20 protein-coding genes are annotated in these 24204 nt (G+C 73.7%); 7 read left to right on the top strand and 13 right to left on the bottom strand.

Annotation, left to right across the window (positions count from 1 at the left end):
- Position 1: 1 nt before the first annotated feature.
- Together AC3EUJ_RS08910 and AC3EUJ_RS08905 are read right to left on the bottom strand one after the other, a co-directional pair.
- Positions 2–1387 carry an aldehyde dehydrogenase family protein gene (locus tag AC3EUJ_RS08910; RefSeq protein ID WP_431960488.1) on the bottom strand — a complete coding sequence of 462 codons (1386 nt, stop codon included), beginning with the start codon at positions 1385–1387 and terminating at the stop codon, positions 2–4.
- Positions 1388–1395: 8 nt separating this feature from the next.
- Complete coding sequence (locus tag AC3EUJ_RS08905) at positions 1396–2772, bottom strand: glutamine synthetase family protein (RefSeq protein ID WP_431960487.1); 1377 nt, start codon at positions 2770–2772, stop codon at positions 1396–1398.
- Positions 2773–2877: 105 nt separating this feature from the next.
- Here AC3EUJ_RS08905 and AC3EUJ_RS08900 point away from each other — a divergent pair, with 105 nt between their 5' ends.
- Positions 2878–3561, top strand: coding sequence for a gamma-glutamyl-gamma-aminobutyrate hydrolase family protein (locus AC3EUJ_RS08900; protein ID WP_431960486.1), 684 nt, complete (start codon positions 2878–2880; stop codon positions 3559–3561).
- On the opposite strand, the gene AC3EUJ_RS08895 is transcribed toward AC3EUJ_RS08900, so the two are convergent.
- Together AC3EUJ_RS08895 and AC3EUJ_RS08890 are read right to left on the bottom strand one after the other, a co-directional pair.
- Positions 3545–3997 carry a GNAT family N-acetyltransferase gene (locus AC3EUJ_RS08895; protein ID WP_431960485.1) on the bottom strand — a complete coding sequence of 151 codons (453 nt, stop codon included), beginning with the start codon at positions 3995–3997 and terminating at the stop codon, positions 3545–3547. The genes AC3EUJ_RS08900 and AC3EUJ_RS08895 overlap by 17 nt on opposite strands.
- The gene (locus AC3EUJ_RS08890; RefSeq protein WP_431960484.1) at positions 3994–4992 is read right to left on the bottom strand and encodes an aminoglycoside phosphotransferase family protein; all 999 of its coding nucleotides are present in this window, start codon (positions 4990–4992) and stop codon (positions 3994–3996) included. The genes AC3EUJ_RS08895 and AC3EUJ_RS08890 overlap by 4 nt, the downstream gene beginning before the upstream one ends.
- A 173-nt stretch (positions 4993–5165) precedes the next feature.
- On the opposite strand from AC3EUJ_RS08890, the gene AC3EUJ_RS08885 reads away from it, so the two are divergent.
- Entirely contained in the window at positions 5166–6122 is a 957-nt protein-coding gene (locus AC3EUJ_RS08885; RefSeq protein ID WP_431960634.1) for an alpha-L-rhamnosidase C-terminal domain-containing protein, read from the top strand.
- Positions 6123–6197: 75 nt separating this feature from the next.
- Here the strand turns inward: AC3EUJ_RS08885 and AC3EUJ_RS08880 are convergent, their stop codons facing one another.
- From AC3EUJ_RS08880 to AC3EUJ_RS08870, 3 genes are all read right to left on the bottom strand, one after another.
- Positions 6198–6974, bottom strand: a complete 777-nt coding sequence (locus AC3EUJ_RS08880) for a helical backbone metal receptor (protein WP_431960483.1) — start codon at positions 6972–6974, stop codon at positions 6198–6200.
- Positions 6975–7081: 107 nt separating this feature from the next.
- Entirely contained in the window at positions 7082–8881 is a 1800-nt protein-coding gene (locus AC3EUJ_RS08875; RefSeq protein ID WP_431960482.1) for an ABC transporter permease/substrate binding protein, read from the bottom strand.
- Positions 8874–10007 (bottom strand): quaternary amine ABC transporter ATP-binding protein, encoded by a 1134-nt coding sequence (locus AC3EUJ_RS08870; protein WP_431960481.1) that lies wholly within the window; start codon positions 10005–10007, stop codon positions 8874–8876. Before AC3EUJ_RS08870 ends, AC3EUJ_RS08875 begins: the two co-directional genes overlap by 8 nt.
- 175 nt (positions 10008–10182) lie before the next feature.
- On the opposite strand from AC3EUJ_RS08870, the gene AC3EUJ_RS08865 reads away from it, so the two are divergent.
- Positions 10183–11100 (top strand): 5'-3' exonuclease, encoded by a 918-nt coding sequence (locus AC3EUJ_RS08865; RefSeq protein ID WP_431960633.1) that lies wholly within the window; start codon positions 10183–10185, stop codon positions 11098–11100.
- On the opposite strand, the gene AC3EUJ_RS08860 is transcribed toward AC3EUJ_RS08865, so the two are convergent.
- Complete coding sequence (locus AC3EUJ_RS08860; protein ID WP_431960480.1) at positions 11069–12427, bottom strand: cytochrome P450; 1359 nt, start codon at positions 12425–12427, stop codon at positions 11069–11071. The genes AC3EUJ_RS08865 and AC3EUJ_RS08860 overlap by 32 nt on opposite strands.
- 163 nt (positions 12428–12590) lie before the next feature.
- Between AC3EUJ_RS08860 and AC3EUJ_RS08855 the strand changes: the two genes are divergently transcribed.
- Both AC3EUJ_RS08855 and AC3EUJ_RS08850 read left to right on the top strand, forming a co-directional pair.
- Positions 12591–13445 carry a siderophore-interacting protein gene (locus AC3EUJ_RS08855; RefSeq protein WP_431960479.1) on the top strand — a complete coding sequence of 285 codons (855 nt, stop codon included), beginning with the start codon at positions 12591–12593 and terminating at the stop codon, positions 13443–13445.
- A gap of 231 nt (positions 13446–13676) precedes the next feature.
- Positions 13677–13904, top strand: a complete 228-nt coding sequence (locus AC3EUJ_RS08850; RefSeq protein WP_431960477.1) for a DUF6011 domain-containing protein — start codon at positions 13677–13679, stop codon at positions 13902–13904.
- Positions 13905–13960: 56 nt separating this feature from the next.
- Here the strand turns inward: AC3EUJ_RS08850 and AC3EUJ_RS08845 are convergent, their stop codons facing one another.
- From AC3EUJ_RS08845 to AC3EUJ_RS08835, 3 genes are all read right to left on the bottom strand, one after another.
- Positions 13961–14302: a hypothetical protein gene (locus AC3EUJ_RS08845; protein WP_488180951.1), complete on the bottom strand. Its 342-nt coding sequence runs from the start codon at positions 14300–14302 to the stop codon at positions 13961–13963.
- A gap of 394 nt (positions 14303–14696) precedes the next feature.
- Positions 14697–17528 (bottom strand): DEAD/DEAH box helicase, encoded by a 2832-nt coding sequence (locus AC3EUJ_RS08840; RefSeq protein WP_431960475.1) that lies wholly within the window; start codon positions 17526–17528, stop codon positions 14697–14699.
- Positions 17529–17664: 136 nt separating this feature from the next.
- On the bottom strand, positions 17665–18930 hold the full coding sequence (locus AC3EUJ_RS08835) for an ABC transporter substrate-binding protein (protein WP_431960474.1): 1266 nt from the start codon (positions 18928–18930) through the stop codon (positions 17665–17667).
- 362 nt (positions 18931–19292) lie between these two features.
- Here AC3EUJ_RS08835 and AC3EUJ_RS08830 point away from each other — a divergent pair, with 362 nt between their 5' ends.
- Positions 19293–20540: a helix-turn-helix domain-containing protein gene (locus tag AC3EUJ_RS08830; protein WP_431960473.1), complete on the top strand. Its 1248-nt coding sequence runs from the start codon at positions 19293–19295 to the stop codon at positions 20538–20540.
- On the top strand, positions 20537–21739 hold the full coding sequence (locus tag AC3EUJ_RS08825; protein WP_431960472.1) for a PucR family transcriptional regulator: 1203 nt from the start codon (positions 20537–20539) through the stop codon (positions 21737–21739). The genes AC3EUJ_RS08830 and AC3EUJ_RS08825 overlap by 4 nt, the downstream gene beginning before the upstream one ends.
- A 395-nt stretch (positions 21740–22134) precedes the next feature.
- Here the strand turns inward: AC3EUJ_RS08825 and AC3EUJ_RS08820 are convergent, their stop codons facing one another.
- Positions 22135–23028, bottom strand: a complete 894-nt coding sequence (locus tag AC3EUJ_RS08820; protein ID WP_431960471.1) for a diacylglycerol kinase — start codon at positions 23026–23028, stop codon at positions 22135–22137.
- A 219-nt stretch (positions 23029–23247) separates the two neighbouring features.
- Positions 23248–24135: a twin-arginine translocase subunit TatC gene (tatC, locus tag AC3EUJ_RS08815; protein ID WP_431960470.1), complete on the bottom strand. Its 888-nt coding sequence runs from the start codon at positions 24133–24135 to the stop codon at positions 23248–23250.
- Between the last annotated feature and the right edge of the window lie 69 nt (positions 24136–24204).

Raw genomic sequence — 24204 nt, 5'->3', positions numbered from 1 at the left:
ATCACTCCTCCGTGCTGATGAAGACGTTCTTGGTCTCGGTGAAGGCGGCCAGCGCGTCCGGGCCGAGCTCGCGGCCGAGCCCCGACTGCTTGAACCCGCCGAACGGCGTCCAGTAGCGCACCGAACTATGGGAGTTGACCGACAGGTTGCCGGCGGCGGTGCCCCGGGCCAGCCGCAGGGCGCGGCCGACGTCCCGGGTCCAGATCGAGCCGGACAGGCCGTACGGGGTGGCGTTGGCCAGGCGCAGCGCGTCGGCCTCGTCCTCGAAGGGCAGCACGACGGCGACCGGGCCGAAGACCTCCTCGACCGCGACGCGTTCGGCCGGGTCGGCGGGGGTCAGCACGGTCGGCGGGTACCAGAAGCCCTTGCCCTCCGGGGCCGTGCCACGGATCGCGACGGGCGCGCCGGGGGCCACGTACGAGCGGACGCGGTCGCGCTGCACGGCGGAGATGAGCGGGCCCATGTCGGTCGCGGGGTCGGCGGGATCGCCGACCCCGACGGCCAGCACGGCGGGCTCCAGCAGTTCCATGAAACGGTCGTACGCCTGGCGCTGGACCAGCACGCGGGTGCGGGCGCAGCAGTCCTGCCCGGCGTTGTCCAGGAAGGCCATCGGGGCCGTCGCCGCGGCCTTCTCGAGGTCCGCGTCGGCGAAGACGATGTTCGGCGACTTGCCGCCGAGTTCCAGGGTGACCCGTTTGAGCGTGCCGGCGCAGGTGGCCATGATCTGCTTGCCGACGCGGGTCGACCCGGTGAACACGATCTTCGCCACGCCCGGGTGCTCGACGAGGGCCGCCCCCGCGACGGGGCCCTCGCCCGGCAGCACCTGGAAGAGGTGCTCGGGCAGCCCCGCCTCCAGCGCCAGAGCCGCCAGGCGCAGCGCGGTCAGCGGGGTGGTCTCGGCGGGCTTGAGGATCACCGCGTTGCCCGCCGCGAGCGCCGGGGCGGTCCCCCAGGCGGCAATGGGCATGGGGAAGTTCCAGGGCGCGATGACGCCGACGACACCGAGCGGTTCGAGGAAGGTGACGTCGATGCCGCCGGGCACCGGGATCTGCCGGCCGCTGAGCCGTTCGACGCCGCCCGCCGCGTAGTCGAGCAGGTCGCGGACGTTGCCGGCCTCCCAGCGGGCGTTGCCTACGGTGTGCCCGGCCTCACGCATCTCCAGGACGGCCAGTTCGCCGGCGTGGGCGTCCACGGCGGAGGCGAAGCGGCGCAGCAGCCGTGCCCGGTCGGCCGGGGCCAGTGCCGCCCAGGCGGTCTGGGCACGGGCCGCGCGGGCCACGGCCGCGTCGACGTCCTCCTGGCGCGCCGCGGGGACGGTGGCGATCACCTCCTCGGTGGCCGGGTTGAGCACGTCCAGCGCTTCGAGCGGTTCGGGTGCTTCGGGCACGCGCTGCCTCACATGCGTTCGAAGGAGCGGTAGCGCTCCCAGTCGGTCACGGCGGTGTCGTACGCGTCCTGTTCGACGCGGGCCATGTTCAGGTAGTGCTCGACGACCTCGTCACCGAAGGCCGCCCGGGCGATCGGGCTGGCCTCCCACAGCCCGGCGGCCTCGCGCAGCGTGGCCGGCACATGGTCCACGCCGTCGCTGACGTAGGCGTTGCCCGTGACGGCCTCGGGAAGCGTCAGTTTCTGCTCGACGCCGTGCAGCCCGGCCGCGATCATCCCGGCGACGGCGAGGTAGGGGTTGACGTCGCCGCCCGGCACCCGGTTCTCCAGGCGCAGCGCGGACGGGGAGTGCCCGACCACGCGCAGCGCGCAGGTGCGGTTGTCCGGGCCCCAGGCGACGGCGGTGGGGGCGAAGGAGCCGGGGCGGAACCGCTTGTAGGAGTTGATGTTGGGCGCGTACAGCAGGGAGAAGTCGCGCAGCGCGGCGAGCTGCCCGGCCAGGAAGTGCCGCATCGTCTCCGACATGCCGCCGGGATCGTCGCCCGCGAAGACCGGCTGCCCCTCCTCGTCGCGCAGCGAGAGGTGGATGTGGCAGGAGTTGCCCTCGCGTTCGTTGTACTTCGCCATGAACGTCAGGGAGTAGCCCTCCTGCGCGGCGATCGTCTTGGCGCCGGTCTTGTAGACGCTGTGCTGGTCGCAGGTGACCAGGGCCTCGTCGTAGCGGAAGGCGATCTCGTGCTGGCCGAGGTTGCACTCGCCCTTGGCGGACTCCACGCGCATCCCGGCGGCGCCCATCTCGTTGCGGATGCGGCGCAGCAGCGGCTCGACGCGGCCGGTGCCGAGCAGGGAGTAGTCGACGTTGTACTGGTTGGCGGGGGTCAGGTCGCGGTAGCCGTTCGTCCAGGCCTGCTCGTAGGTGTCCTTGAAGACGATGAACTCCAGCTCGGTACCGGCGTACGCGGACCAGCCGCGCTCGGCGAGCCGCTCGGTCTGGCGGCGCAGGATCTGCCGCGGCGAGGGGGCGACCGGGGTCGAGCCGTGGTCGAGCAGCCGCAGGTCGGCGATGACGAGCGCGGTGGCCGCGTCCCAGGCGGTGATCCGCAGGGTGCCGAGGTCGGGGTGCATGGCGAAGTCGCCGTAGCCCCGCTCCCAGGAGGACAGGGCGTAGCCGTCCACGGTGTTCATGTCGGCGTCGACGGCGAGCAGGTAGTTGCAGCCCTCGGTGCCGTGCTCCAGGACGTCGTCGAGGAAGTGCCGGGCGGCGAAGCGCTTGCCCTGGAGGCGCCCCTGCATGTCGGTGAAGGCGACGACCACCGTGTCGATCTCTCCGGAGTCGACACGCCGTCGCAGGTCGTCGGTGCTGAGCGGGGCTGTTCGGTGCACCACGGGTGATCACCTCTCCTACCGGCCGACAGGTGATCCAAAAGTACGGGCCCGGGGCCCGGTTGGGTACGGTGCAGGAAGAAATCCGCGCGTCGCTGGGAGGCTCCCGTGGCCCGTCCGCTGATCGGTGTCAGCACCTACTGGGTCGACTCGGCCCGCTGGGGCGGCTGGGAGCTGCCGGCCGCCCTGCTGCCGGCCGGCTATCCGCTGCTCGTACGGCGCTCCGGCGGCCTCGCCGCGCTGCTGCCGCCGGACGACCCCGCCCACGCCGCGGACGCCGTGGCCCGGCTGGACGGCCTGGTGATCTCCGGCGGCCCTGACGTCGAGCCCGTACGGTACGGGGCCGAGCCCGACCCGCGCACCGACCCGCCCGCGAGCGAGCGCGACGCCTGGGAGCTCGCCCTCGTCGAGGCCGCCCTCGCCGCCGGGGTGCCCCTGCTCGGCATCTGCCGGGGCATGCAGCTGCTCAACGTCGCCCTCGGCGGCACCCTGGTGCAGCACATCGACGGTCACCGCGGCCCCGCCGGCGGCGTCTTCGGCGGCCACACCGTCAAGCCGGTCCCCGGCACGCGCTACGCGGACGCGGTGCCGGAGGCGATGGAGGTGCCCACCTACCACCACCAGGCGGTCGACGCCCTCGGCCGCGGACTGCTGGTCGGCGCCCACGCCGAGGACGGCACGCCGGAGGCCGTCGAGCTGCCCGGCGACCATTTCGTGCTGGGAGTGCAGTGGCACCCGGAGATGGACGAGGACGAGCGGGTGATGCGGGCGCTGATCAGAGCTGCAGCTTGAACCCGACGTGCGAGGCGGTGAAGCCGAGCCGCTCGTAGAAGCGGTGCGCGTCGGCGCGGGCCCGGTCCGAGGTGAGCTGCACCAGGGTGCACCCCAGTCGGCGTGACTCCTCCACCGCCCACTCGATCATCAGCGTCCCGAGGCCGCCGCCTCGGGCGTCGCGGTGCACCCGTACGGCCTCGATGATCGAGCGCGTCGTCCCGCGCCGTGACAGCCCCGGTATCACCGACAGTTGCAGCACCCCGACGAGCGCGCCGTCCCGTTCCGCGACGACCACGTGCTGCCCGGGGTCGGCGGCGACGCGTTCGTACGCCGCGTAGTACGGCTCCAGGTCGTCCGGGGTCTCACGGCCCCGGCCGAGGCCGTCGTCGGCGAACATCGCGACGACGGCGGGGATGTCGGTGCGGGTGACGGGGCGGAAGTGGACATCGCTCATGCCCGCAGCCTAGGACGCAGCCTGGTACGCAGCCACGACAGGGCCGCCTCCCCCTGCGCCCGCTGGAAGGCCCGCAAGGTGGGCAGACCCGGGGGCGCCGGCCGGCGGGCGTGGACCAGGAACATCCCGGTGAGCGCCGCCAGCGCCGCGTCCACCGCCTCCGGGTCCACGTCGCGCGCCGGCGGATGTGCCTTGAAGAGCCCCTCCGGTGCGGGGCCGCCCTGCATCACGATGCTCGGCAGCATGCAGAGCAGGTCGAACCACGGGGTGGACGTGCAGGCCCACGGCCAGTCCACGAACACGACCCGGCCGTCCGGGGTCAGCAGGATGTTGTCCGCCCGCAGGTCGCCGTGGGCCAGCGTGTCGCCGGCCAGCGCCCGCAGCCAGCCCGACTCCAGGGCGACGAGCTCGTCCAGATGCGCCGCCGCCCAGGGGTCGAGGTCACGCAGGTCGTCGGTCCCGGCGTCCCGGTCCGCGGCCAGTTCCGCCCAGCAGTCGAAGGTCCCCGCGAGGCGCTCGGCGGCCGGGGGCGCCGCGACCGGGCTCGGCGTCAACCGGACGGCCAGGTCGTCCAGCGCGTCCATGACGCGGCGCAGTTCCCCGGCGTCCCAGGGATCGGCCGGGGTACGGCCGGGCACGTCCTCGAAGGCCAGCACGACCCATCCGTCCTGCTCGAAGGAGTGCAGCAGGCGCGGTGCCGGGATGTCCTCGGGCAGGTCCGCGGCGATCCGCGCCTCGGCCCGATGGATGTGCGGGGAATCCGGGTTCTGCTCCGGGCTCACGGCCTTGACGAAAGCGCGGCGGCCGTCGGTGAGGGTGAGGCGGACGGCCACGCCCGGGGAGAAGCCCCCCGTCTGGTCCTCGGCGCGGGCCACGGGGCCGCCGCGCAGGCGTGCCTCCACGGTGGCGGCGAGCTCGCGGGGCAGGGCCGCCCAGGGCAGGCGTGCGCGGGGCCGGGGTGTGCGGGGCCGGGGTGTGCGGGACGCGGCTGTCATCCCCCGAGCATCGCGGGCCTCGCCCGCGGGGGCCAAGGGGTTTTGGGCGTGCGGGTGGGGTGCCGCACGCGCACGACGGGCGACCGTGAACTGCTCGGCCGGGCCCTGCCCGTGATGCGCAACGTCGCCGACTACATCTCCTCGGCGGTGGACGACCGAGGCCTGGCCGCCGACTGCCCGGCGGCAGCGGCGCGTACCTGCACGGCATCATCGACTGGCCGTCCCCGATGCGGTACGGCTACGTCACCGACGGCAATGTGAACCGCACCGTCGTCAATGCCCTCGGCGTCGGCGCGATGCGGTCGGTCGCCGAGGCCGCCGACGCGCTCGGCGACCACGCCACCCGGGACGCCTACGAAGACCGTGCGGCGAAGCTGACGGCGGCGATGCGGGACGGCGGCACCGGGCTGTGGTCGGACGGGCTGTCCACCGGCGGCGCCCTGATCGCGCACCAGAGCGAGCACGCGCAGAGCTTCCCGGTCGCCTACGGCGTCGCGCGGCCCTCCGAGTACCCCGCGCTGGGCGCGGAGCTGTCCCGGCAAGGGATGCGGCAGGGGCCGATGACGCTGCGGACCCTGCTGGAGGCGCTGCGGGTCGCGGACCGGCCGGACACCCTGGTGCGGATCCTCACCGATCCCGCCGCCGACGGGCCCGCGCAGGTCCTGGCCGAGGGCGGCACCTTCCTGTGGGTGCAGTGGACGCCGGGTTGCGCGAGCAGTGACTGCTCACCCGGCCAGGTCTCGCAGAGCAGCAGCGAGAGCATGTCGCACGGCTGGGGCGGCGCGGGTGTCGTCGGGGTGCTGGAGGGCGTCCTCGGCCTCACGGTGACCAGCCCGGGCGGAGCGACGGTGCGGATCGCCCCGGCGGACGCCGGCGTGCGCCGCGCCTCGGGCAGCCAGTGGACCGGGCGCGGCACCGTCGGCGTCGACTGGCGGCGGAACCGGCACGGGGTGGACACGACGGTCGAGGTGCCGGTCAACGTGACCGCGACGGTCGCGCTGCCCGTGGTGGCGGGCGGCCGTTACATCGCGGCCGGGAGCCACGCCACGTACCTGGGCGTGCAGGACGGCCGGGCGGTCTACCGGGTCGGTTCGGGCCGGACCGTCTTCACGGCCGTCCCGCGCGGCTGATCAGGTCCTCCCCGGCGTACGTGACGGCCACGGGCCCGCGTGCGCCGGGGAGCGTCCGCGACGCGGGCCTCGCGGTCACCGGCCGCGCCGGACGGAGCCGGGTCCTGCCGGGGCCGGTGGGGCGAGGGCGGCGGCGAGTACGGCCGGCGCCTCGGCCAGGGACGGGCCGTACCAGGTGAGGTGACGGCCGCTGACCAGGGCCGCGGGTATGTCCGGGAACGCCTCGGGCCCGTCGTCCGCCGTGAACCGGTACGGCTCGTCCGGGAGCACGACGAGATCCGCCCCGCTGCCGGTGAGTTCGCCGATGGGCACCCGGGGATAGCGCTCCTGGTGGTTCCCGTAAACGTTCTCGACACCCAGCCGGGCGAGCAGGTCGCCGGCGAAGGTGTCCCGGCCGAGCACCATCCAGGGGCGGCGCCAGACGGGCACGAGGGCCTTGCGGGGGTGGGCGGGGGGACTCAGGGACCCCCAGGTCTTCTCCGCGGCGTCGAGCCAGGCCGGGCGCGGCAGGCCGCAGGCCTCGACGACCACGCGGTGCAGTTCCCGGAAGGCCTGCGGAAGGCTGCGCACCTCCGTGACCAGTACCGTCAGCCCCGCCGCGCGCAGCGCTGCGAGGTCGGGTCCGCGGTTCTCCTCCTCGTTGGCGATCACCAGGTCGGGCGCGAGCCGGACGATCTCCGCGATGTCGGGGTTCTTCGTGCCCCGCACCCGCGTGACGCGCAGGTCGGCCGGGTGCTCGCACCAGTCAGTCGCGCCCACGAGCAGGGCGGGCGCGGTGGTCGCCACCGCCTCGGTGAGCGAGGGGACGAGGGAGACCACACGCCGTGCGGGGCCGGAGTCGCGAGGGGTCATGCCCCCACCGTATCCATCCCGCCGGACGGGGAGGGCCGGACGGCGCGGCTCCGGCACCGGGGGAGGGGAAATGCCGGGCGCCGCGCCGTCCGGGGCCGGGAGGCCGGTCAGCCGACCGGGGCGAGCCGGTCCGTCAGCCCGGGGTGGGCGTCGAGCCAGTCGCGGACGCCGTCCTGTTCGTGGCCCTGGCCGGCCTTGTGCACGGCGCCCTCCAGCCCCGTCAGCTCCTTCTCGCTCAGCCGGAAGTCCTCGAGCCACTTGGCGACCTTCGGCTCGTCGCCGGCGAAGCCGTGGCGGGCGAGAGTGTGGATGCCGTCGCCCTTGCCCCAGGCGCCGAGCGGGTCCTTCAGCTTCTTCAGGCTGTGTTCGCTGTAGGCCCAGTGCGGGGACCACAGGGTGACGACGACGGGATCCTTCGCCTTGATGGAGCGGTCGAGCTGGGCGAGCATGCTCGCCGTCGAGCCGGTGGTGACCTTGTACTCGCCCTCCAGGCCGTACTTCTCCAGGACGGTGTCGTTGAGCATCTTCATCATCCCGGCGCCGGGCTCGATGCCGATGATCCGGCCGCCGAACTGGCTGCCCTTGCCCTTGAGGTCGGCCAGGGAGTCGATGCCCTTGACGTAGGACGGCACCGTCAGTTCGAGCGAGGTGGGGCCGTACCAGGAACCGTAGTCGTCCAGCTCGTTCTTGTACTTCGCCCAGTACGACCGGTGCGTGACGGGCAGCCAGGAGTCGGTCTCGAAGTCGACCCGTCCCGCGGACATGCCGGTGTACAGCGCGCCGACGTCGTACTGGGTGACCTTCGGCCGGTAGCCGCGCCGCTCCAGCAGCTCCTTCCACAGGTAGGTGGAGGCGACGCCCTCGTCCCAGGGGATGTAGCCGATGTCGACCCGGCGGCCCTTGCCGACGTCGTAGGCCCCGGGGACGGTGGCGCCCTCGTCGCCGCCGGCGAAGACGCCCATCCCGCCGGCGACGAGGGCCAGGGCGACGATGCCGACGACGGCGACGGAGGTCTGCGGGCGGTACTTCCACAGCCGCAGGCCGCGCGGGGAGGCGGCCGCGGCCATGGCGCGGCGGCCCAGCGGGGAGACCCGGGTGCCGAGGGCGCCGGTGACACGGTCGAGGTACATGGCGAGGATGACCACGGACAGGCCCGCCTCGAAGCCGAGGCCGATGTCGACCTGGCTGATGGCGGTGAAGACGGAGGCGCCGAGGCCGCCGCCGCCGACCATGCCGGAGATGACGACCATGGACAGGGCCAGCATGATGACCTGGTTGACGCCCGCCATGATCGTGGGGAGCGCGAGCGGCAACTGCACCCGCAGCAGGGTGCTGCGCGGGGCGGTGCCGAAGGCCTCCGCGGCCTCGACCAGTTCGTCGTCGACCTGCCGGATGCCGAGCTCGGTCATGCGGACGCCCGGGGGCAGCGAGAAGACGATGGTGGCGATGATGCCGGGCACCTGGCCGACGCCGAAGAAGAAGATGCCGGGGATCAGATAGACGAAGGCCGGCATCGTCTGCATGAAGTCGAGCACCGGCCGCAGGGCGGCGGAGACGGTGCGGTTGCGCGCCGACCAGATGCCGAGCGGCACGGCGAGCACGATGGTGATCACGGTGGCGACCAGCACCAGGGACAAAGTGTCCATGGCCTCGTCCCACTGCTGCACGCAGACCACGAGGGCCAGGCCCGCGAAGGCGAGCACGCCCGCCGTCAGGCCGCGCAGCCACAGGGCCAGGACCGCGAGGATGCCGGCGAGCAGCAGCGGCTCGGGGGCCCGCAGGACGGCGTCCAGGCCGTCGTACATGCCGGAGACGACGGCGCTGATGACGTCGAAGAGCGGACCGAAGTGGTCGCGCAGGTAGGTGACGGCGTCGTCGGTCCAGTCGCCGAGAGGCAGCCTAGGCACGCGCCGCCTCCTTCCGCGGCAGGCCCGGCACCCTGGGCGCGGCGCCCTTCGCGGGCGCGGGGCCGACGGCCCGGGCCGTATCCTCGGTGCACGGCGTCACCGGTCCTTCGTGGTCGCCGAGCGCGGCCAGCAGCCGGTCCTTGGCGATGACGCCGACCACGTCCCCGGCCTTGTCGCGGACGGCGACGGGGTGCGGAACCCGCGCACTGACCGGCAGGACGTCGGCGAGCGCGGTGCGCGGGGTGACCGTCTCGCAACGGCAGTCGCCCGCGTCGGGGCGGCTCGGCGCCTCCATGACGGTTCCGGCGGTCAGCACGCGGGAGCGGTCGACGTCGTGCACGAAGGAGCTGACGTAGTCGTCGGCCGGGCGCAGCAGGATGTCCTCGGGGGTCCCGGTCTGGACGATGCGGCCGTCGCGCATGACGGCGACGCGGTCGCCGAGGCGCATGGCCTCGTTGAGGTCGTGGGTGATGAAGACGATGGTCTTCTTCAGGTTGCGCTGGAGTTCGAGCAGCTGGTCCTGCATGTCGCGGCGGATCAGCGGGTCGAGCGCGCTGAAGGACTCGTCCATGAGCAGCACGTCGGCGTCGGTGGCGAGCGCGCGGGCCAGGCCCACGCGCTGCTGCATTCCGCCGGAGAGCTCGTCGGGCCAGGAGTCGCCCCAGCCGGACAGGCCGGTGAGTTCCAGGGCCCGCGCGGCGCGCTGCTCGCGCTCCTTGCGGCCGACGCCCTGCACCTCCAGGCCGTAGGCGGCGTTCTGGAGCACGCTGCGGTGTGGGAAGAGCGCGAAGTGCTGGAAGACCATGCTGATGCCGTGCGAGCGCACGCGGCGCAGCTCGCGGGGGCTGAGCGCGGTGAGGTCGCGGCCGTCGAAGAGCACCCGTCCCGCGGTGGGCGGATTGAGTCCGTTGAGCGTGCGCAGCAGGGTGGACTTGCCCGATCCGGACAGGCCCATGACGACGAAGATCTCGCCCTCGCGGACGTCGAAGCTCGCGTCGATCACCGCGGCGGTCGTACCGCTCTCGCGCAGCTCGTCGCGTCCGGCTCCGGCCTGCAAACGGCGCACGCCGTCCTCGGGGTCGGTACCGAACACCTTGTACAGATGCTCTGCCTGCAGCCTGTACACATACACCTCACGTGTCGTGGGGAGGACGACCGGCTGCCCCCGCACGCAGGTCGCGGAGCGCTCCTGTCCCGCTCCGGGACGGCGGCTGCCCCGACCCAAGCGGAGCAAACCGTTCCGTGACGGAGGTCACGGTGTCGGCGGCGTGCGGCATCATCGGCTTGTGACTCGACGCCTGATGCTCCTGGACACCGCCAGCCTCTACTTCCGCGCGTACTTCGGCGTGCCCGACTCGGTGCGCGCGCCGGACGGCACGCCGGTCAACGCCGTGCGCGGGCTGCTGGACTTCATCGCCCGCCTGGTCGCCGACCACTCCCCCGACGACCTGGTGGCCTGCATGGACGCGGACTGGCGGCCGCAGTGGCGGGTGGAGCTGATCCCCTCGTACAAGGCGCACCGCGTCGCCGAGGAGGTGCCCGGCGGCTCGGACGTCGAGGAGGTCCCGGACACCCTGTCGCCCCAGGTCCCGGTGATCGAGGCGGTGCTGGACGCGCTGGGCATCGCCCGGGTGGGTGTCGCCGGGTACGAGGCGGACGACGTGATCGGCACCCTGACGGGGCTGGCGCCGGGCCCGGTGGACATCGTCACGGGCGACCGCGACCTGTTCCAGCTGGTGGACGATGCCCGCGGGGTGCGGGTGCTGTACCCGGTCAAGGGCGTGGGCGCGCTCGACGCGGTGGACGAGGCCTGGCTGCGCGCCAAGTACGGCGTGGACGGCCCCGGCTACGCGGACCTGGCGCTGCTGCGCGGCGACCCGAGCGACGGCCTGCCGGGGGTGCCGGGCATCGGTGAGAAGACGGCGGCGAAGCTGCTGGAGGCGTACGGCGACCTCGCCGGGATCATGGCCGCCGCCCACGACCCCGCGTCGAAGGTCACCCCGGCGCAGCGCAAGCGGCTGCAGGAGGCGGGGGCCTACGTGGCCGTCGCGCCCAAGGTGGTACGGGTCGCCTCCGACGTGCCGCTGCCGGAGTTCAGGCCGGAGCTGCCGGGCGAGCCGCGCCATCCGCAGGAGCTGGCCGCGCTGGCCGAGCGCTGGGGGCTGGGCGGCTCGCTGCAGCGGCTGCTCAGTGTGCTGGGGCCGGAACGGGCCGGGTGACGGCGAGCACGTCGCGGTCGGGCTGGAGGGTGAGGCCGACGGTGGGGCGGACCTCCTCGTCGCCGGTGTCCAGGTGGAAGCGGCTGCCGAGCGTGGCCAGCACGATCACCGCCTCGACCATAGCGAAGCGCGCCCCGAGGCAGGCCCGGGTGCCCCCGCCGAAGGGGAACCAGGTGTGGTCGGTGATCGCGTCGGGCGCCCCGTCCAGCCAGCGCTCGGGGCGGAACTCCTCGGGCTCCGGCCACCAGCGCGGGTCGCGGTGGGTGGCCCAGGGGCTGATCCAGACCTGGGTGCCGGCCGGGACGGGCTCGCCGCCCAGGGTGGCGCCCTCCTCCGCGACGGCCAGGTTGAGCCAGACCGTGGGCCGCACGCGCAGGGTCTCCTTCACGACGGCCTCGGTCCAGCGCAGTTGCGTGTAGTCGTCGAAACCGGGGGTGCGGCCGCCGAGGACCCGGTCCAGTTCCTCGGTGAGGGCCGCGCGCGCCCGCGGGTTGCGGGACAGCAGGTACCAGGCCCAGGTGAGGGTGGTGGCGGTGGTCTCATGGCCGGCGTTGTAGAGGGTGACGGTCTCGTCCCGGATCTCCTTGCCGGTGAGCGGGAGGCCCTCTTCGTCGACGGCTGCCAGCAACCGGCTGAGCAGGTCGTCGCGTTCGGCGCCCGCCTCGCGGCGGGCGGCGACGATCCGGGCGACCTCGGCGTCGAGGGTGTCGACGGCGGCCTTGAAGCGGATCCGGCCCGGGGTGCGGAACCAGTCGGGCAGCATCGCGCCCAGTCCGCGGAACTCGGCGCCCATCTGCTGCTGGGCGATGTCCATGCAGCGGCCGATGACCTCCTCGCGGACGGCGGCGTCGGTGCCGAACACGGTCCGCACGGCGATGCGCTGGGTGAGGCCGGTCATCTCGCGGCGGATGTCGATCCGTTCGCCCCCGCTCCAGCGCCCGGCGAGCTCCCGTGCGCAGTCGGCCATGGTCGCCGCGTACGCGCGCACCTGCCTGGGCCGTACCGAGGGCTGGACGAGGGACCGTTTGCGGCGCCAGTCGGCGCCCTTGGCCACCACGACCCCCTCGCCCATCAGGTAGCGGAAGGACCAGCCGAGGTCGGGCAGGGAGAAGGTGGACTCGCGGGCCGAGAGCAGTTCCCCGATGAGTGCGGGATCATTGAGGAAGCGCGCGGGGGTGCGGCCCATGGCCCAGGTGACCTGTCCGGTCCCGCGTTCGCGGAGCGCGGTGAAGAAGGCGAGCGGGTCCTTGGCGAACTGCGGGAGATTCCCCAGCAGCGGCACCCCGCGGGGTCCCGCGCCGATCGCGGTGTCGGTGTCGGGTCCCATGTGCGCCCTCCGGGGTGGCGTCTGATCACGTCCGTCCCATCAAAATCGGAGAACCGCGGACCGGAACCGGTGTTCGAGAATCTCGTGATCTTTCCGAGACCGAGGCTGCACAGGACGGGACAGATGAGTTAGGCTTGCCTAACTTGATGCGAGGAGTGTGCTCATGGCAGACCGTCCGGTGCGCAGGAAGCCGCAGCTCAACCGGGCGTGGGTGCAGCACGTGGAACGGCTGACCCCGCACATGATCCGCGTGGTGCTCGGCGGTGAGGGCCTCACGGGGTTCCCCGTGGGCGAGTACAGCGACCACTACATCAAGCTGCTCTTCCCGGCCGAGGGCGTGCGCTACCCCGAGCCGTTCGACATCCAGCGGATCCGCGCCGATTTCCCCCGCGAGCAGTGGCCGCGTATCCGGACGTACACGGTGCGCCGGTGGAACGCGGAGGCGCGCGAGCTGACGGTCGACTTCGTGTACCACGGCGACGAGGGCCTGGCCGGCCCGTGGGCCGCGCGCGTCCAGCCCGGCGAGGAGGTGCTCTTCCTCGGCCCCGGCGGCGCCTACGCCCCCGACTCCACGGCCGACTGGCATCTGCTCGTGGGCGACGAGAGCGCGCTGCCGGCGATCGCCGCCTCGCTGGAGCGGCTGCCCGAGGGCGCTCCCGCCCGGGTGTTCCTCGAGGTCTCCGGACCGGAGGAGGAGCAGAAACTCTCCACTCCCGGCGACGCGGAGGTCACCTGGGTGCACCGCGGCTCCGGCCGGGTGGGCGAGGCCCTGGTCCACCTCGTGGCCGGCCTGGAGTTCCCGCCGGGTGACGTACAGGCCTTCGTGCACGGCGAGGCGGGCTTCGTCAAGCAGCTCCGCCGCCTGCTGCGCGTCGAACTCGGCGTACCGCGCGAGCGGCTGTCGATCTCGGGCTACTGGCGCACCGGTCACGACGAGGACGGCTGGCAGGCCTCCAAGCCCGAGTGGAACCGCCGCATCGAGGAGGAGCAGGAGACGCCGCGGGCGCTCGCTTCCTGACGTCGCGTACGACGGCGAGGCGTGACCCCGCCGCCGGGTCACACCTCGCCGTCGTACCGTCCCGGCCGGGTCCGGCCCGGACCGGACCGGTCTCGAAACGGACTTCTGGTACGAGCGGAAGGTCCAGGTCGACAGCCGGACGGCGGCGACCGCGACCAGCAGCAGCGCGCCGCCGCGGATGAGGCGGCACCGGCCACCGGCCACGGTGTTCGGCGCTGCCACACTGGCCGTATGGCCGAAACCGCGCCCGAGCCGTCACCCCTGCCCGGCCTGTCGGCCGACGGGCAGCCGCCGCAGGAGCGCCCGATCGTGCTCTGCGCCGACTGCCACCGGCCTCTCACCGCGCACGACGCCCGGCTGTGGGGCCGGGGCCGCGGCTGCCGGCGGAAACACGGACTCGACACGGCACCACGGATCGGACGCTTCGACGTCGAGCAGGAACAGCTGCCGGGGATGTGAACATCCCGGCGCCCCCGCCGGACATCCGACAAGGTCATCTCCCCGGCCGCCCGGGGCTATGCCGCAGGAACGAACGACTTCTTGCACACGAGGCAGATCATCTTCCGCTGCCACTCCTCGTCCGCGCGCTTCGCGGCCTCCACCCTGTCCCGCTCCCGCAGGCCCCACACGACGCCGACGACGGCCACCAGCAGCCCGGCGAGGACCGCGCCGGACACGAGCAGCGCCAACCCCGACAGGAGCAGTCCCAGCGGCCAAGCGAAGGCGCCCTCGGCCTTCGGCGGCCGTCCGAGATCAGCCTTCAACGGTGAACCCGGCTCGACCGTCGCCTCGAACAGCTGCAGGCTCTGCACCCGCGTCGACCCGCACGACTCGTTCGTGCACCGCAACTCCGCCATCAACGCCCCCGATCCCACCGACAGATGACGGAAGCGTGCGGCTCACCGGCACATGGTCACAATCCGTCAGGCGTCGGGTGTGAGACGATTCACTATTCGTCGACAAAGAGACAGGACGCCTCGACGCACCGGACCGTCCTCGCCGTGGGTCCCGGATCGGGAACGGGAAGTGACACACCATGGGGAATCGGCCGCGGGCGCGATCGCCGGGCCGGCCGTCGGCGACGCGCCCCGGCGCGCCCTTCGAGTTCGGACCCAAGGGCGCGTGCGGGGCGCGACCGTGGAGACCGAGGTGTGAGAACTCCCCGACTCCCCCGACGGCCCCCGCCGTGCCCCGGCCGCGCTCCCCCACCCCTTGGCCTCCGGGGGGATCCGGCCGGGCGCGCCGCGGCGGTCAGCCCACCGAGGAGTAGGCCACGACGCCGCGGAGCAGTCCGTCGACGGCCTTGCGGGCGTTGCGGCGCACCGGGCTGGCGTCGGGGGCGGCGTCGGCGATCTGGCCGAGGACGTCGATGAGTTGCTTCGTCCAGCGCACGAAGTCACCCGCCGGCATGTCGGCGTCGCGCAGCACCGCGTCCAGGCCGTGCCCCGAGGCCCAGCGGTGGGCCGCCCAGGCGAAACCGAGGTCGGGTTCGCGCTGGCCGACGCCTTCGGCCTGGTTGATGCGGTGGTCCTCCTCCAGTGCGTCGAGGCGGCCCCAGATACGGACCATCTCGCCGAGCGCCTGCTTGGCGTTGCCGGAGGGCAGCCGCGGCGGCAGGGCGTCGTCCGCGGAGCGGGACTCGTAGACCAGCGCGGACGCGCAGGCGGCGAGGTCCGCGGGGCCGAGGCCGTCCCAGACGCCGTCCCGCAGGCACTCGCTGGCCAGGAGGTCGAGTTCGCCGTAGAGCCGGGCCAGCCGGCGGCCGTCGGCGGTGACCTGGTCGCCCTTGAGGTAGCCGAGGTCGGTCAGCAGGGCGCAGATGCGGTCGAAGGTGCGGGCGATGGTGTTGGTGCGGCCTTCGATGCGGCGCTCGAGCTGCTTGGTGTCGCGCTGCAGCCGCTGGTAGCGCTCGGCCCAGCGGGCGTGGTCCTCGCGGTCGTCGCAGCCGTGGCAGGGGTGCGCGCGGATCTCGGTGCGCAGCCGGGCGATCTCGGTGTCGTCCGCGGCGGCCGAGCGCTGGCGGCGCTGCCGCTGCGGCGCGATGCCGGCCGTGCCGGCCTTGGAGCGCATGGCCGAGGCCAGGTCCCGCCGGGACTGGGGGCTGCGCGGGTTGAAGGACTTGGGGATGCGCATCCGGTCCAGGGCCTCGACCGGCACCGGGAAGTCGATCTGCGCGAGCCGCTTGACCTGCCGCTCCGCGGTGAGCACCAGCGGGCGGGGGCCGTCGTGGTGGAACTGGTCGTGCCGGTTGTGGTGGGCGGGACTGCGGCCGGCGGGCACGCCCGGGTCGAGGACGAGGGCCAGACCCGCGAACTTGCCCGCCGGGACGTGGATGATGTCGCCCGGGCGGAGCTTCTCCAGCGCGTCGGCGGCGGCCGCCCGGCGCTGGTTCGCGCCCTGCCGGGACAGCTCGGCCTCGCGGTCCTTCAGCTGCCTGCGCAGCGACATGTACTCGTCGAAGTCACCGAGGTGGCAGGTCATGGAGGACCGGTAGCCCTCCAGGCCCTCCTCGTTGCGCTGCACCTGGCGGGAGATACCGACCACCGAGCGGTCGGCCTGGAACTGCGCGAACGAGGTCTCCAGCAGCTCCCGGGAGCGGTGCCGCCCGAACTGGCCGACGAGGTTCACGGCCATGTTGTACGAGGGCTTGAAGGAGGAGCGCAGCGGATAGGTGCGCGTGCCCGCCAGGCCCGCCAGGTGGGCCGGGTCGAAGCCGCGCTGCCACAGCACGACCGCGTGGCCCTCGACGTCGATGCCCCGGCGTCCGGCGCGGCCGGTCAGCTGCGTGTACTCGCCGGGGGTGACGTCGGCGTGGGTCTCGCCGTTCCACTTGACGAGCTTCTCCAGGACCACGGAGCGGGCGGGCATGTTGATGCCCAGCGCCAGGGTCTCGGTGGCGAAGACGGCCTTGACCAGGCCCTTGACGAAGAGCTCCTCGACGACCTCCTTGAAGGTCGGCAGCATGCCGGCGTGGTGCGCGGCGATGCCCCGCTCCAGGCCCTCCAGCCACTCGAAGTAGCCGAGGACGTTCAGGTCCTCGTCGGGGATGGACTTGGTGCGCTCCTCGACGATGGCGCGGACCTTGGCCCGGTTCTCGTCGTTGTTGAGCCGCAGGCCCGCGTAGAGGCACTGCTGCACCGCCGACTCGCAGCCCGCCCGGCTGAAGATGAACGTGATCGCGGGCAGCAGCCCCTCCGCGTCCAGCCGCTCGATGACCTCGACACGGCTGGGCGTCCAGATCCTGCGCTGCTGGCGGCGCTCCCGCTCGCGGTCGGCCTCGCGCATCTTGCCGCCGCGCCGGTCGCGGCCGTTGAAGGCGCGCTGGTTCTCCATGCGGGCCAGCCGCACCAGGTCGGGGTTGACGGCGCGCTGCGTGCCCGGGCCCGTCCCCTGCTCCTCCTCGAACAGGTCGTGCATCCGGCGGCCGGCCAGGACGTGCTGCCACAGCGGCACCGGGCGGTGCTCGGAGACGATGACCTGCGTGTCGCCGCGGACGGTGTCGAGCCAGTCGCCGAACTCCTCGGCGTTGGAGACGGTCGCGGAGAGCGAGACCAGGGTCACGGACTGCGGGAGGTGGATGATGACCTCCTCCCAGACCGCGCCGCGGAAGCGGTCGGAGAGGTAGTGCACCTCGTCCATGACCACGTAGCCGAGGCCGTCGAGCGCCTGGGAGCCCGCGTACAGCATGTTGCGGAGCACCTCGGTGGTCATGACCACGATCGGCGCGTCACCGTTGACGCTGTTGTCACCGGTCAGCAGGCCGACCCGCTCGGCGCCGTAGCGCTTGACGAGGTCGGTGAACTTCTGGTTCGACAGCGCCTTGATGGGGGTGGTGTAGAAGCACTTGCGGCCCTCGCGCAGGGCCAGGTGGACCGCGAACTCGCCCACGATGGTCTTGCCGGAACCGGTGGGCGCCGCGACCAGCACGCCCTTGCCGGCCTCGAGGGCCTGACAGGCCTCGATCTGGAAGGGGTCCAGGCCGAAGTCGTACAGCTCGCGAAAGCCCGCGAGTGCGGTGACCTGCTCCGCGGCCCGGAGCCGGGACGCGGCGTACCGCTCGGCGGGAGACATCTCGTCGTTCATCTTGAAAACGAGACTACCGGGCCGCGCTGACAGTCGACATGATCTTTTTGCCGAAGCAAAACCCACGGCACGGGGGCCGGGCGTGTCGCGTCCGCCCGCCCCCGTGCCACCCGCGATGTGCCACGCGCCGGGGACCTCACAGGATGGCGAGGTACTTCTCCAGCACCGGGGCCCTGAAGGCGTCCCTCACCCCGGCCAGACCGCCGGGCACGCCCTGCGCCGGCTTGACGATGTAGCTCTGGGTCGCGCTCGGCCGCCACGGGTCGGAGAAGTCCAGGACCGGGCCCAGCCCGGGGTCGAACCGCTTCTGGCGGCGGTGCGCCGCGATGATGCCCGCCCTGCTGAGGTCCTTGGCCTCGCAGGCCGACTTCAGGTCCTGGACGGCGACGGCCATCGTGTTGTGCCCGGTCTCCAGTCCCTGGTCCAGCGGGTCCCCCGGGTAGCGGCGCCGGTAGTCGGCGACGAGCTTCCTGACCTCGGCGGTGTCGCTGGTCATCGCCGGGGTGGGGGCGACGAGCTGCAGCATCTTCAGCAGCGCCGGCGCCGCGGGGGTCTCCAGCAGCCGCGGGTCGTAGCCGACGGCGCTGCCGAGGAACGGCACGTCGAGCCCGCCCGCGGCCGCGGCGCCGACCGCCGACGCGGTCTGCGGGGGGCTGGTGCTGATCAGGACGGCCTTCACGCCGGCCTCGCCGAGTTCCCGCACCTCCTCGGAGAGGTCCTTGCGGGTCGGCCCGACCTTCTTCTCGACGAGGGTCATGCCGCGCTCGTCGGCGACGAACCTGGCCCCGCGCCGTGCGTTGTTCCCGTAGTCGCCCTCGAGGTAGATGAAGCCGATCCGGTCGCCCCGCCGCAGGCCCTGGGTGTCCGCCAGGTACGAGAATCCGTTGATCATGTCGACGTCGTAGGTGGCGTCGATGATCGTCAGGGCGGGCTGACCGAGCAGGGCCGAGGAGTAGCCCAGCGACGTCGTCATCAGGTCGTCGATCTCGATGCTGTCGAGCAGGGCGTTGATGATCGTCGAGCCGAGGAGGCCCGGCATCGCGGCGACCTTCGGCTCCATCTCCCGGTACTGGCCGACGGCCGTCTCGACGTCGTAGCCGTGGTCGCGGACGAGCAGCTTGAGCTTGCGGCCGCACACCCCTCCCCTGGCGTTGACCTGGTCGGCGTAGAGCCTCTCGGCCTGCAGCACGGAGCGGCCCAGCGGGCCGTACGGGCCGGACAGGTCGGTCAGGACGCCCAGGGTGATGGTGGAGTCGGTCACGCCGGGCCCGGTCCGCACGCCGTTGGCGTCGACCGGGCCGTCGCCCGCGGAACTGCCCGTGTCCCCGCCGCAGGCCGTGAGGACGCAGGCCAGGGCGGCGGTGAGGACGACGGCGGACCTGAGGCGCTGTTTCGGGGTCACGGTGTGCTTGCTCCTGGAGGGGTGGGACCGCGGGGGGCCGCCGTGGGCGTCGGCCGGGGGCCGTCGTCCGGGGCACACCGTCCGGGGCCGGCGGTGCGGAGCTCCATGGGAAGAGATGACGGGCGGTCCTGCGAGGGGCGGGGGCGTTTCTGGTCGCGGCTCCCAACGGCCGCCGGCCCCGGCTGTGCGGTGGCACCGCCGGCACCTCCCGCACGGTCGCGTGTTCGGTGATGTGTGGGTTCTGTCCGGATTGCGGTCACGTTTACGTCAACTGTCTTCCAAGGCCGGGCTACCAGCCGGTAGGAATGCCCGTACCGGTGCCCACACCGGGCTTGGCGCCCGGAGAGCCGAGAGGAACACCGATGGCCACCCCCGCGACGACGCGTGCGGTGCGCACCGCGGGCATCGCGGGCGCCACCGGGCGAGAGCACGGCGAGGTGCTCAGGGCAGCCGCGCTGCAGGTGCGCGGGCAGGTGGCGCCGGTGGCGGCGCACATCGTCGAGCGGATCCGGGACCGGCACCCGGCCTACCGGGAGCCCGCGCTGGCTCCGTCCGGGTTCCTGGCGGAGACCGAGGGGTCCGTTGCCGCCGTCCTCGACTCGCTCGCCGACCCCGGGCGTTCCGCGGTGTCCGCCGAGTACCTGTCGTGGGTCGGGGAACGCCGGGCGTGGCAGGGCTTCCCGCTGGAGCCGATGATGGGCGCCTGCCGTACGGCCGGGGACGTGCTGTGGCTGGCGCTGGTCCGGGCCTGGGAGGCCCAGAGGCCCGGGGGGACACAACTGATCGCCCGCGCCGCCGCGGAGGTCTGGGACCTGTTCGAGCGGGACAGCCGGCTGATGGCCGACGCCTATCTGCGGGCCCGGGGCGAGGTGACGTTCCACCAGCAGCGCGGCCGCAGGGCACTGGAGGGGCTGCTCGCCGGACGAGTGGACACACCCGGCCTCGCGGAGGCGGCGGACGCCCTCGGCCTGCCCGAGTACGGCCGCTTCGCGGTCGCCGTCGTACGCGGCGCGACAGGGTCCCCGCTGCCGGTACGGCGGCGGACCGGGGTGCCCGCCGGGGTGCGGGTGCACCGGGCCTTCCCGGTCGGCTGCGAGGTGCTCCTGGCCGACCTGGGCGACCTGGCGCTCGGCGACTTCGCCGCCGCGCTGGAGGTGCCCGCCGGGACACGGGCGGGCCTGAGCCCGGAGGTGGACCGGCTGGGCGCGGTCGGGCACGCCAGGGAACGCGCCGAGCTCGCGCTGCGCACCTGCACCCGCGACGGCGAGGTGGCCGTCCTCGACCGCCGCTACCCGGCCGGGCTGCTCACCCGCCGTCCGGACGTCGCGACCGAGGTCGCCGCCGGCGTCCTGGGCGCACTGCGGGACGTGGAGGCCGCGGAGGCCGCCGTGCTCCTGGAGACCCTGGAGGCCTGGCTGGACGCCAGCGGCTCCGCCGAGAAGGCCTCCGCCGCCCTGTTCTGCCACCCCAACACCGTGCGCAGGCGACTGCGCCGGCTGGAGGAAGTCACCGGCCGCTCCACGTCGCGACCACGCGACGTCGTGCACCTGGCACTGGCCCTGGACGCTGAACGCGTCACCGCGGCACACATCCCCGGGACTCCCCGATGACGGACCGGGCGCTGCCACGGGACGAAGCCACCCGCGAACTGCTGCGCACCACGGCGCTGCGGATGAAGGACCGGGTCGGCGAGCTGTCGGAGCGGGTCATGGCCCGGCTGCACACCGAGGCGCCCGGCTTCGTGGACCACGTCGACGACCCCGACTGGTCCCTCGACGGCTTCGCGACCATGATCACCATGCACCTGGACCGGCTCGTCGCCCCGGAGCGCGACGCGGACGCGGCCCGGTACCTGCGCGAGGCCGGCCGCCGCCAGGCCGGGCAGGGCATGCCGCTGGAACTGCTGACGCACGTCTTCGCCGTCGGTGGCGCGGTCGTGTGGCAGGAGCTCGTCGACACCGTCGCCGCGCACCGCCCCGGCGACATCCCTCTCATGGTGCGGATCGCCCCGCGGATGTGGGGGTTCCGCGAGCGTACGGCGGCGATCCTGGCCGACGCCTACCGCGCGACGCTGGGCGAGGGCGTGGCCGGCGACGGCAGGCGGGCGGCCCGCGTGCTGGACGCGCTGCTCGACGGACGCACCGACAGCCTCGGCGTACGCGCCGCCGCCCAGGCCCTGGGCGTGCCGGGCGACGGCCGCTTCGTCGTCGCGGTGACCAGCGTGCGCGCCTCGGTCTGCGGCACGCCCGGCGACGACGCCTTCCCGGTGGGCGTCGGCAGCCGGGTGCTGCGGGTGCCCCGCGGCGTCGGCGAGGTCCTGGTCGTCCTGCTCGGCGACCGCTCCCCCGGGGCGCTCGCCGCGCTGCTGGGCGCCGTGCCCGGACTGCGGGCGGGCGTCAGCCCGGTCGTACACGGCCTGGCCGGACTTCACCGGGCCCTGACCCTGGCCGAACTCGCGCTGCCCGCGTGCTCTCGCGACGGCGAGGTGGCGCTGTGGGAGGAGCGGATGCCGGCGGTCGTGGCCGCCGCTGACCGGCAGCTCGCCGACGAGCTGGCCGAGCGCGTCCTCGGCCCGCTGCGGGGGCTGCCCGACGAGGAACGCGAGTCCCTGCTGGGTACTTTCGCCACGTGGATGGGGTGCGACGGCTCCCCGCGCGCCGCCGCCGCGCGCTTGGGCTGCCACCGCAACACGGTCCTCAACCGCCTGCGCCGCCTCGAACTGCTCACCGGCCGCCGCCTCACGCACCCGCGCGAGCTGGTCGACCTCGCCCTCGCCGTCGACGCCCTCCGCTCCGCCGGGGCCGCCTGAGCCCCCCCCTCGGCTCCCCCCGTCACCGATGCCGGCGGCCTCCGCCGAGCGGGGTGCGTACCCCGCGGCTGCGCGCGCCGGGGTGCGGGTGCCACGCGTACCCCGGGCGTGAGGGAGGCGGACGGTCGCCGCCGGGCCGGCCTGGGCCGACGCGCCACGGCCCCCCGACCAGCGCGACCACCGGAGTGCGGGCCCGCGGGAATCCCCGGGCGTCAGGGAGCGGGTCGTGCCGGGCCAGGCGACCGGCCGCGATCGAGGGGCTCACCGGGCGCGGGCGGAGAGCCGCTGCGAACCGGTGACCGGCCGCCCGCCGACCGCGCCTGCCCGGTGCGCCGGGGCCGAGGCGGCCTGCCGCGCCGCGCGCGACGGCGTGGGCGCGACGCGCTCGACGCTCGCTACCGCGGCACGAGCAGCCGCAGCGCCCGCGGTACGGTCCGCGCGGTCAGGGGCAGGGGGCCGAGGGGCTCCCCGTCGGCGTACCCGGTGATGCCGTCGGCGGCGAGGGTGATCGCGGCGGCGCGGTGCACGGTCACCACCGGGTGTCCGAGGTGGGTGCCGCGGTAGACCCGGGGGAAGACGCGCAGCAGCGTGCTGCGGCTGCACGGGCCGACCACGCAGACGTCGAAGCGCCCGTCGTCGAGTTCGGCTCCGGCGCAGATCCGCATGCCACCGCCGTACGAGGTGCCGTTGCCGACGGCGACGAGGGTCGCCTCGATCTCCGTCTCGGCGCCGTCGTCGAGGGTGATCCGGTACGGGATGGGGCGCAGGGCGGCCAGTTCCGCCAGCATCGCCACGTCGTAGCGGAGCCGCCCGCTGGGCCAGCGCAGCCGGTTGCCGCGGTCGTTGACCCGGGAGTCGAAGCCGGAGGCGAGGACCGTGCCGAACCAGCGTCCGCCGACGCGGCCGAGGTCGATCTCGCGGACGCGCCCCTCCTTCAGTGCCCGCGCGACGGCCTCCCCGGCCGCGGCTGGCTCGCGGATCGGCAGTCCGGTCGCCCGCGCGAAGTCGTTGCCCGTCCCGACGGCGACGACGCCGAGCGGCGTGCCGGTGCCGGCCACGGCCTGCAGGGCCAGCGACACCATGCCGTCGCCGCCGACCGCGACCAGCGCGTCGGTGCCGTCCGCCACGGCCTCGCGGGCCCGCGCGAGGGCGTCCGCCGCGTCGGTGCCGACGACGGTGCGCACGCCGAAGCCCGCGCGGCGCAGCGCGTCCGCGGCCGGTCCCGCGGCGCGCGCGCCCCGTCCGCGGCCCGCGGTGGGGTTGGCGACGAGGGTGATCTCGCTGGTCACGGGCGGACCCTACCGCGCGGTAGCCGAGCCGTCGAGATCACCGGCACCGCCTCTTCCCGAGGGGTCCTGATCATCCTGCGGGCCTACGGAAGGGCACGTCCCGGCCAGGAAGGATCCCGGCCCGGGACGGGTTTCCGACGGCTGACGGCCGCCTGCGCCCCATGACGCCGGGGCCCCGCCCGGATGGTCCGGGCGGGGCCGCGGCGGGGTTCCGCGGCGTCAGGTCGCGTCGTCGAAGTCGCCGGAGCGGCGTCCGTCCTCGACGGGTCCTGCCTGCTCGGGCACGGAGGCCGAGACGCGCTCGCCGGGGTCGATCGATTCCGGGGTGAGGTCCAGCTCGGAGGCCTCGTCGTCGGAAAGGTCGGCGTCGGGGTTGCGCCAGCGCCGGCGCCGGTCGTTGACCAGGGAGAAGGCGACCGCGCCGAAGTAGAGGACGACGATGGGACCGGACAGGGCGATCATGCTGACCGGGTCGGTGGTCGGCGTCGCGACGGCGCCGAAGACGAAGACGCCCATGACCACGCCCCGCCACCAGCCCGCCATGCGGCGGCCGCTGACCATGCCGACCAGGTTGAGCATCACCAGGAGCAGTGGCAGTTCGAAGGCGAGGCCGAAGACCAGCACCATGCGGATGGTGAAGTCCAGCACCCCGTCGAGCTTCAGGAGGTTGGAGGAGCCCTCGGGCGTGAAGCTGATCAGCACCTTGATGCTGACCGGCATGATCTTGTACGCGAGGAAGGCGCCGCCCAGGAAGAGCGGGAGCGCCGCGCCCACGAACATGTAGGTGTACTTGCGCTCGTGCCGGTGCAGGCCGGGGGCGATGAAGGCCCACAGCTGGTACAGCCAGACCGGGCTGGCGCCGATGACGCCGGCCATGAAGCAGACCTGCATCGTGAGCGCGAACGGCGCCGTCAGCGAGTCGAACGTGACGATGGCGCAGTTGCCGCCGCTGCTGACGACCCCCGGACCGCACTTGGGTACCGGGGAGGCCAGGAACTCCAGGAGTTGCTGGCTGTAGAAGGCGGCCACTATCGCCACGACGACGATGGCGAGCACACTCTTGGCGAGCCGGTTGCGCAGCTCGCGCAGGTGCTCCACGAGGGGCATACGCCCCTCGGGGTCCTTCGACGGCTTACTGCGGGCAGACTTGAGCAACCCAGGTCCTCATCTCACGCG

This window comes from Actinacidiphila sp. bgisy160, assembly GCF_057707815.1.
The sequence above is the reverse complement of the archived record's forward strand: the minus strand, read 5'-3'. Positions and strand labels throughout refer to the sequence as shown.

What these genes read in the sequence shown, in the direction of transcription:
- AC3EUJ_RS08895 (WP_431960485.1), bottom strand. Translation starts at nt 3,997, where the DNA reads ATGAGCGATGTCCACTTCCGCCCCGTCACCCGCACCGACATCCCCGCC.
- AC3EUJ_RS08890 (WP_431960484.1), bottom strand. Translation starts at nt 4,992, where the DNA reads ATGACAGCCGCGTCCCGCACACCCCGGCCCCGCACACCCCGGCCCCGC.
- AC3EUJ_RS08880 (WP_431960483.1), bottom strand. Translation starts at nt 6,974, where the DNA reads ATGACCCCTCGCGACTCCGGCCCCGCACGGCGTGTGGTCTCCCTCGTC.
- AC3EUJ_RS08865 (WP_431960633.1), top strand. Translation starts at nt 10,183, where the DNA reads ATGCTCCTGGACACCGCCAGCCTCTACTTCCGCGCGTACTTCGGCGTG.
- AC3EUJ_RS08860 (WP_431960480.1), bottom strand. Translation starts at nt 12,427, where the DNA reads ATGGGACCCGACACCGACACCGCGATCGGCGCGGGACCCCGCGGGGTG.
- AC3EUJ_RS08855 (WP_431960479.1), top strand. Translation starts at nt 12,591, where the DNA reads ATGGCAGACCGTCCGGTGCGCAGGAAGCCGCAGCTCAACCGGGCGTGG.
- AC3EUJ_RS08850 (WP_431960477.1), top strand. Translation starts at nt 13,677, where the DNA reads ATGGCCGAAACCGCGCCCGAGCCGTCACCCCTGCCCGGCCTGTCGGCC.
- AC3EUJ_RS08845 (WP_488180951.1), bottom strand. Translation starts at nt 14,302, where the DNA reads ATGGCGGAGTTGCGGTGCACGAACGAGTCGTGCGGGTCGACGCGGGTG.
- AC3EUJ_RS08840 (WP_431960475.1), bottom strand. Translation starts at nt 17,528, where the DNA reads ATGAACGACGAGATGTCTCCCGCCGAGCGGTACGCCGCGTCCCGGCTC.
- AC3EUJ_RS08830 (WP_431960473.1), top strand. Translation starts at nt 19,293, where the DNA reads ATGGCCACCCCCGCGACGACGCGTGCGGTGCGCACCGCGGGCATCGCG.
- AC3EUJ_RS08825 (WP_431960472.1), top strand. Translation starts at nt 20,537, where the DNA reads ATGACGGACCGGGCGCTGCCACGGGACGAAGCCACCCGCGAACTGCTG.
- tatC (WP_431960470.1), bottom strand. Translation starts at nt 24,135, where the DNA reads ATGCCCCTCGTGGAGCACCTGCGCGAGCTGCGCAACCGGCTCGCCAAG.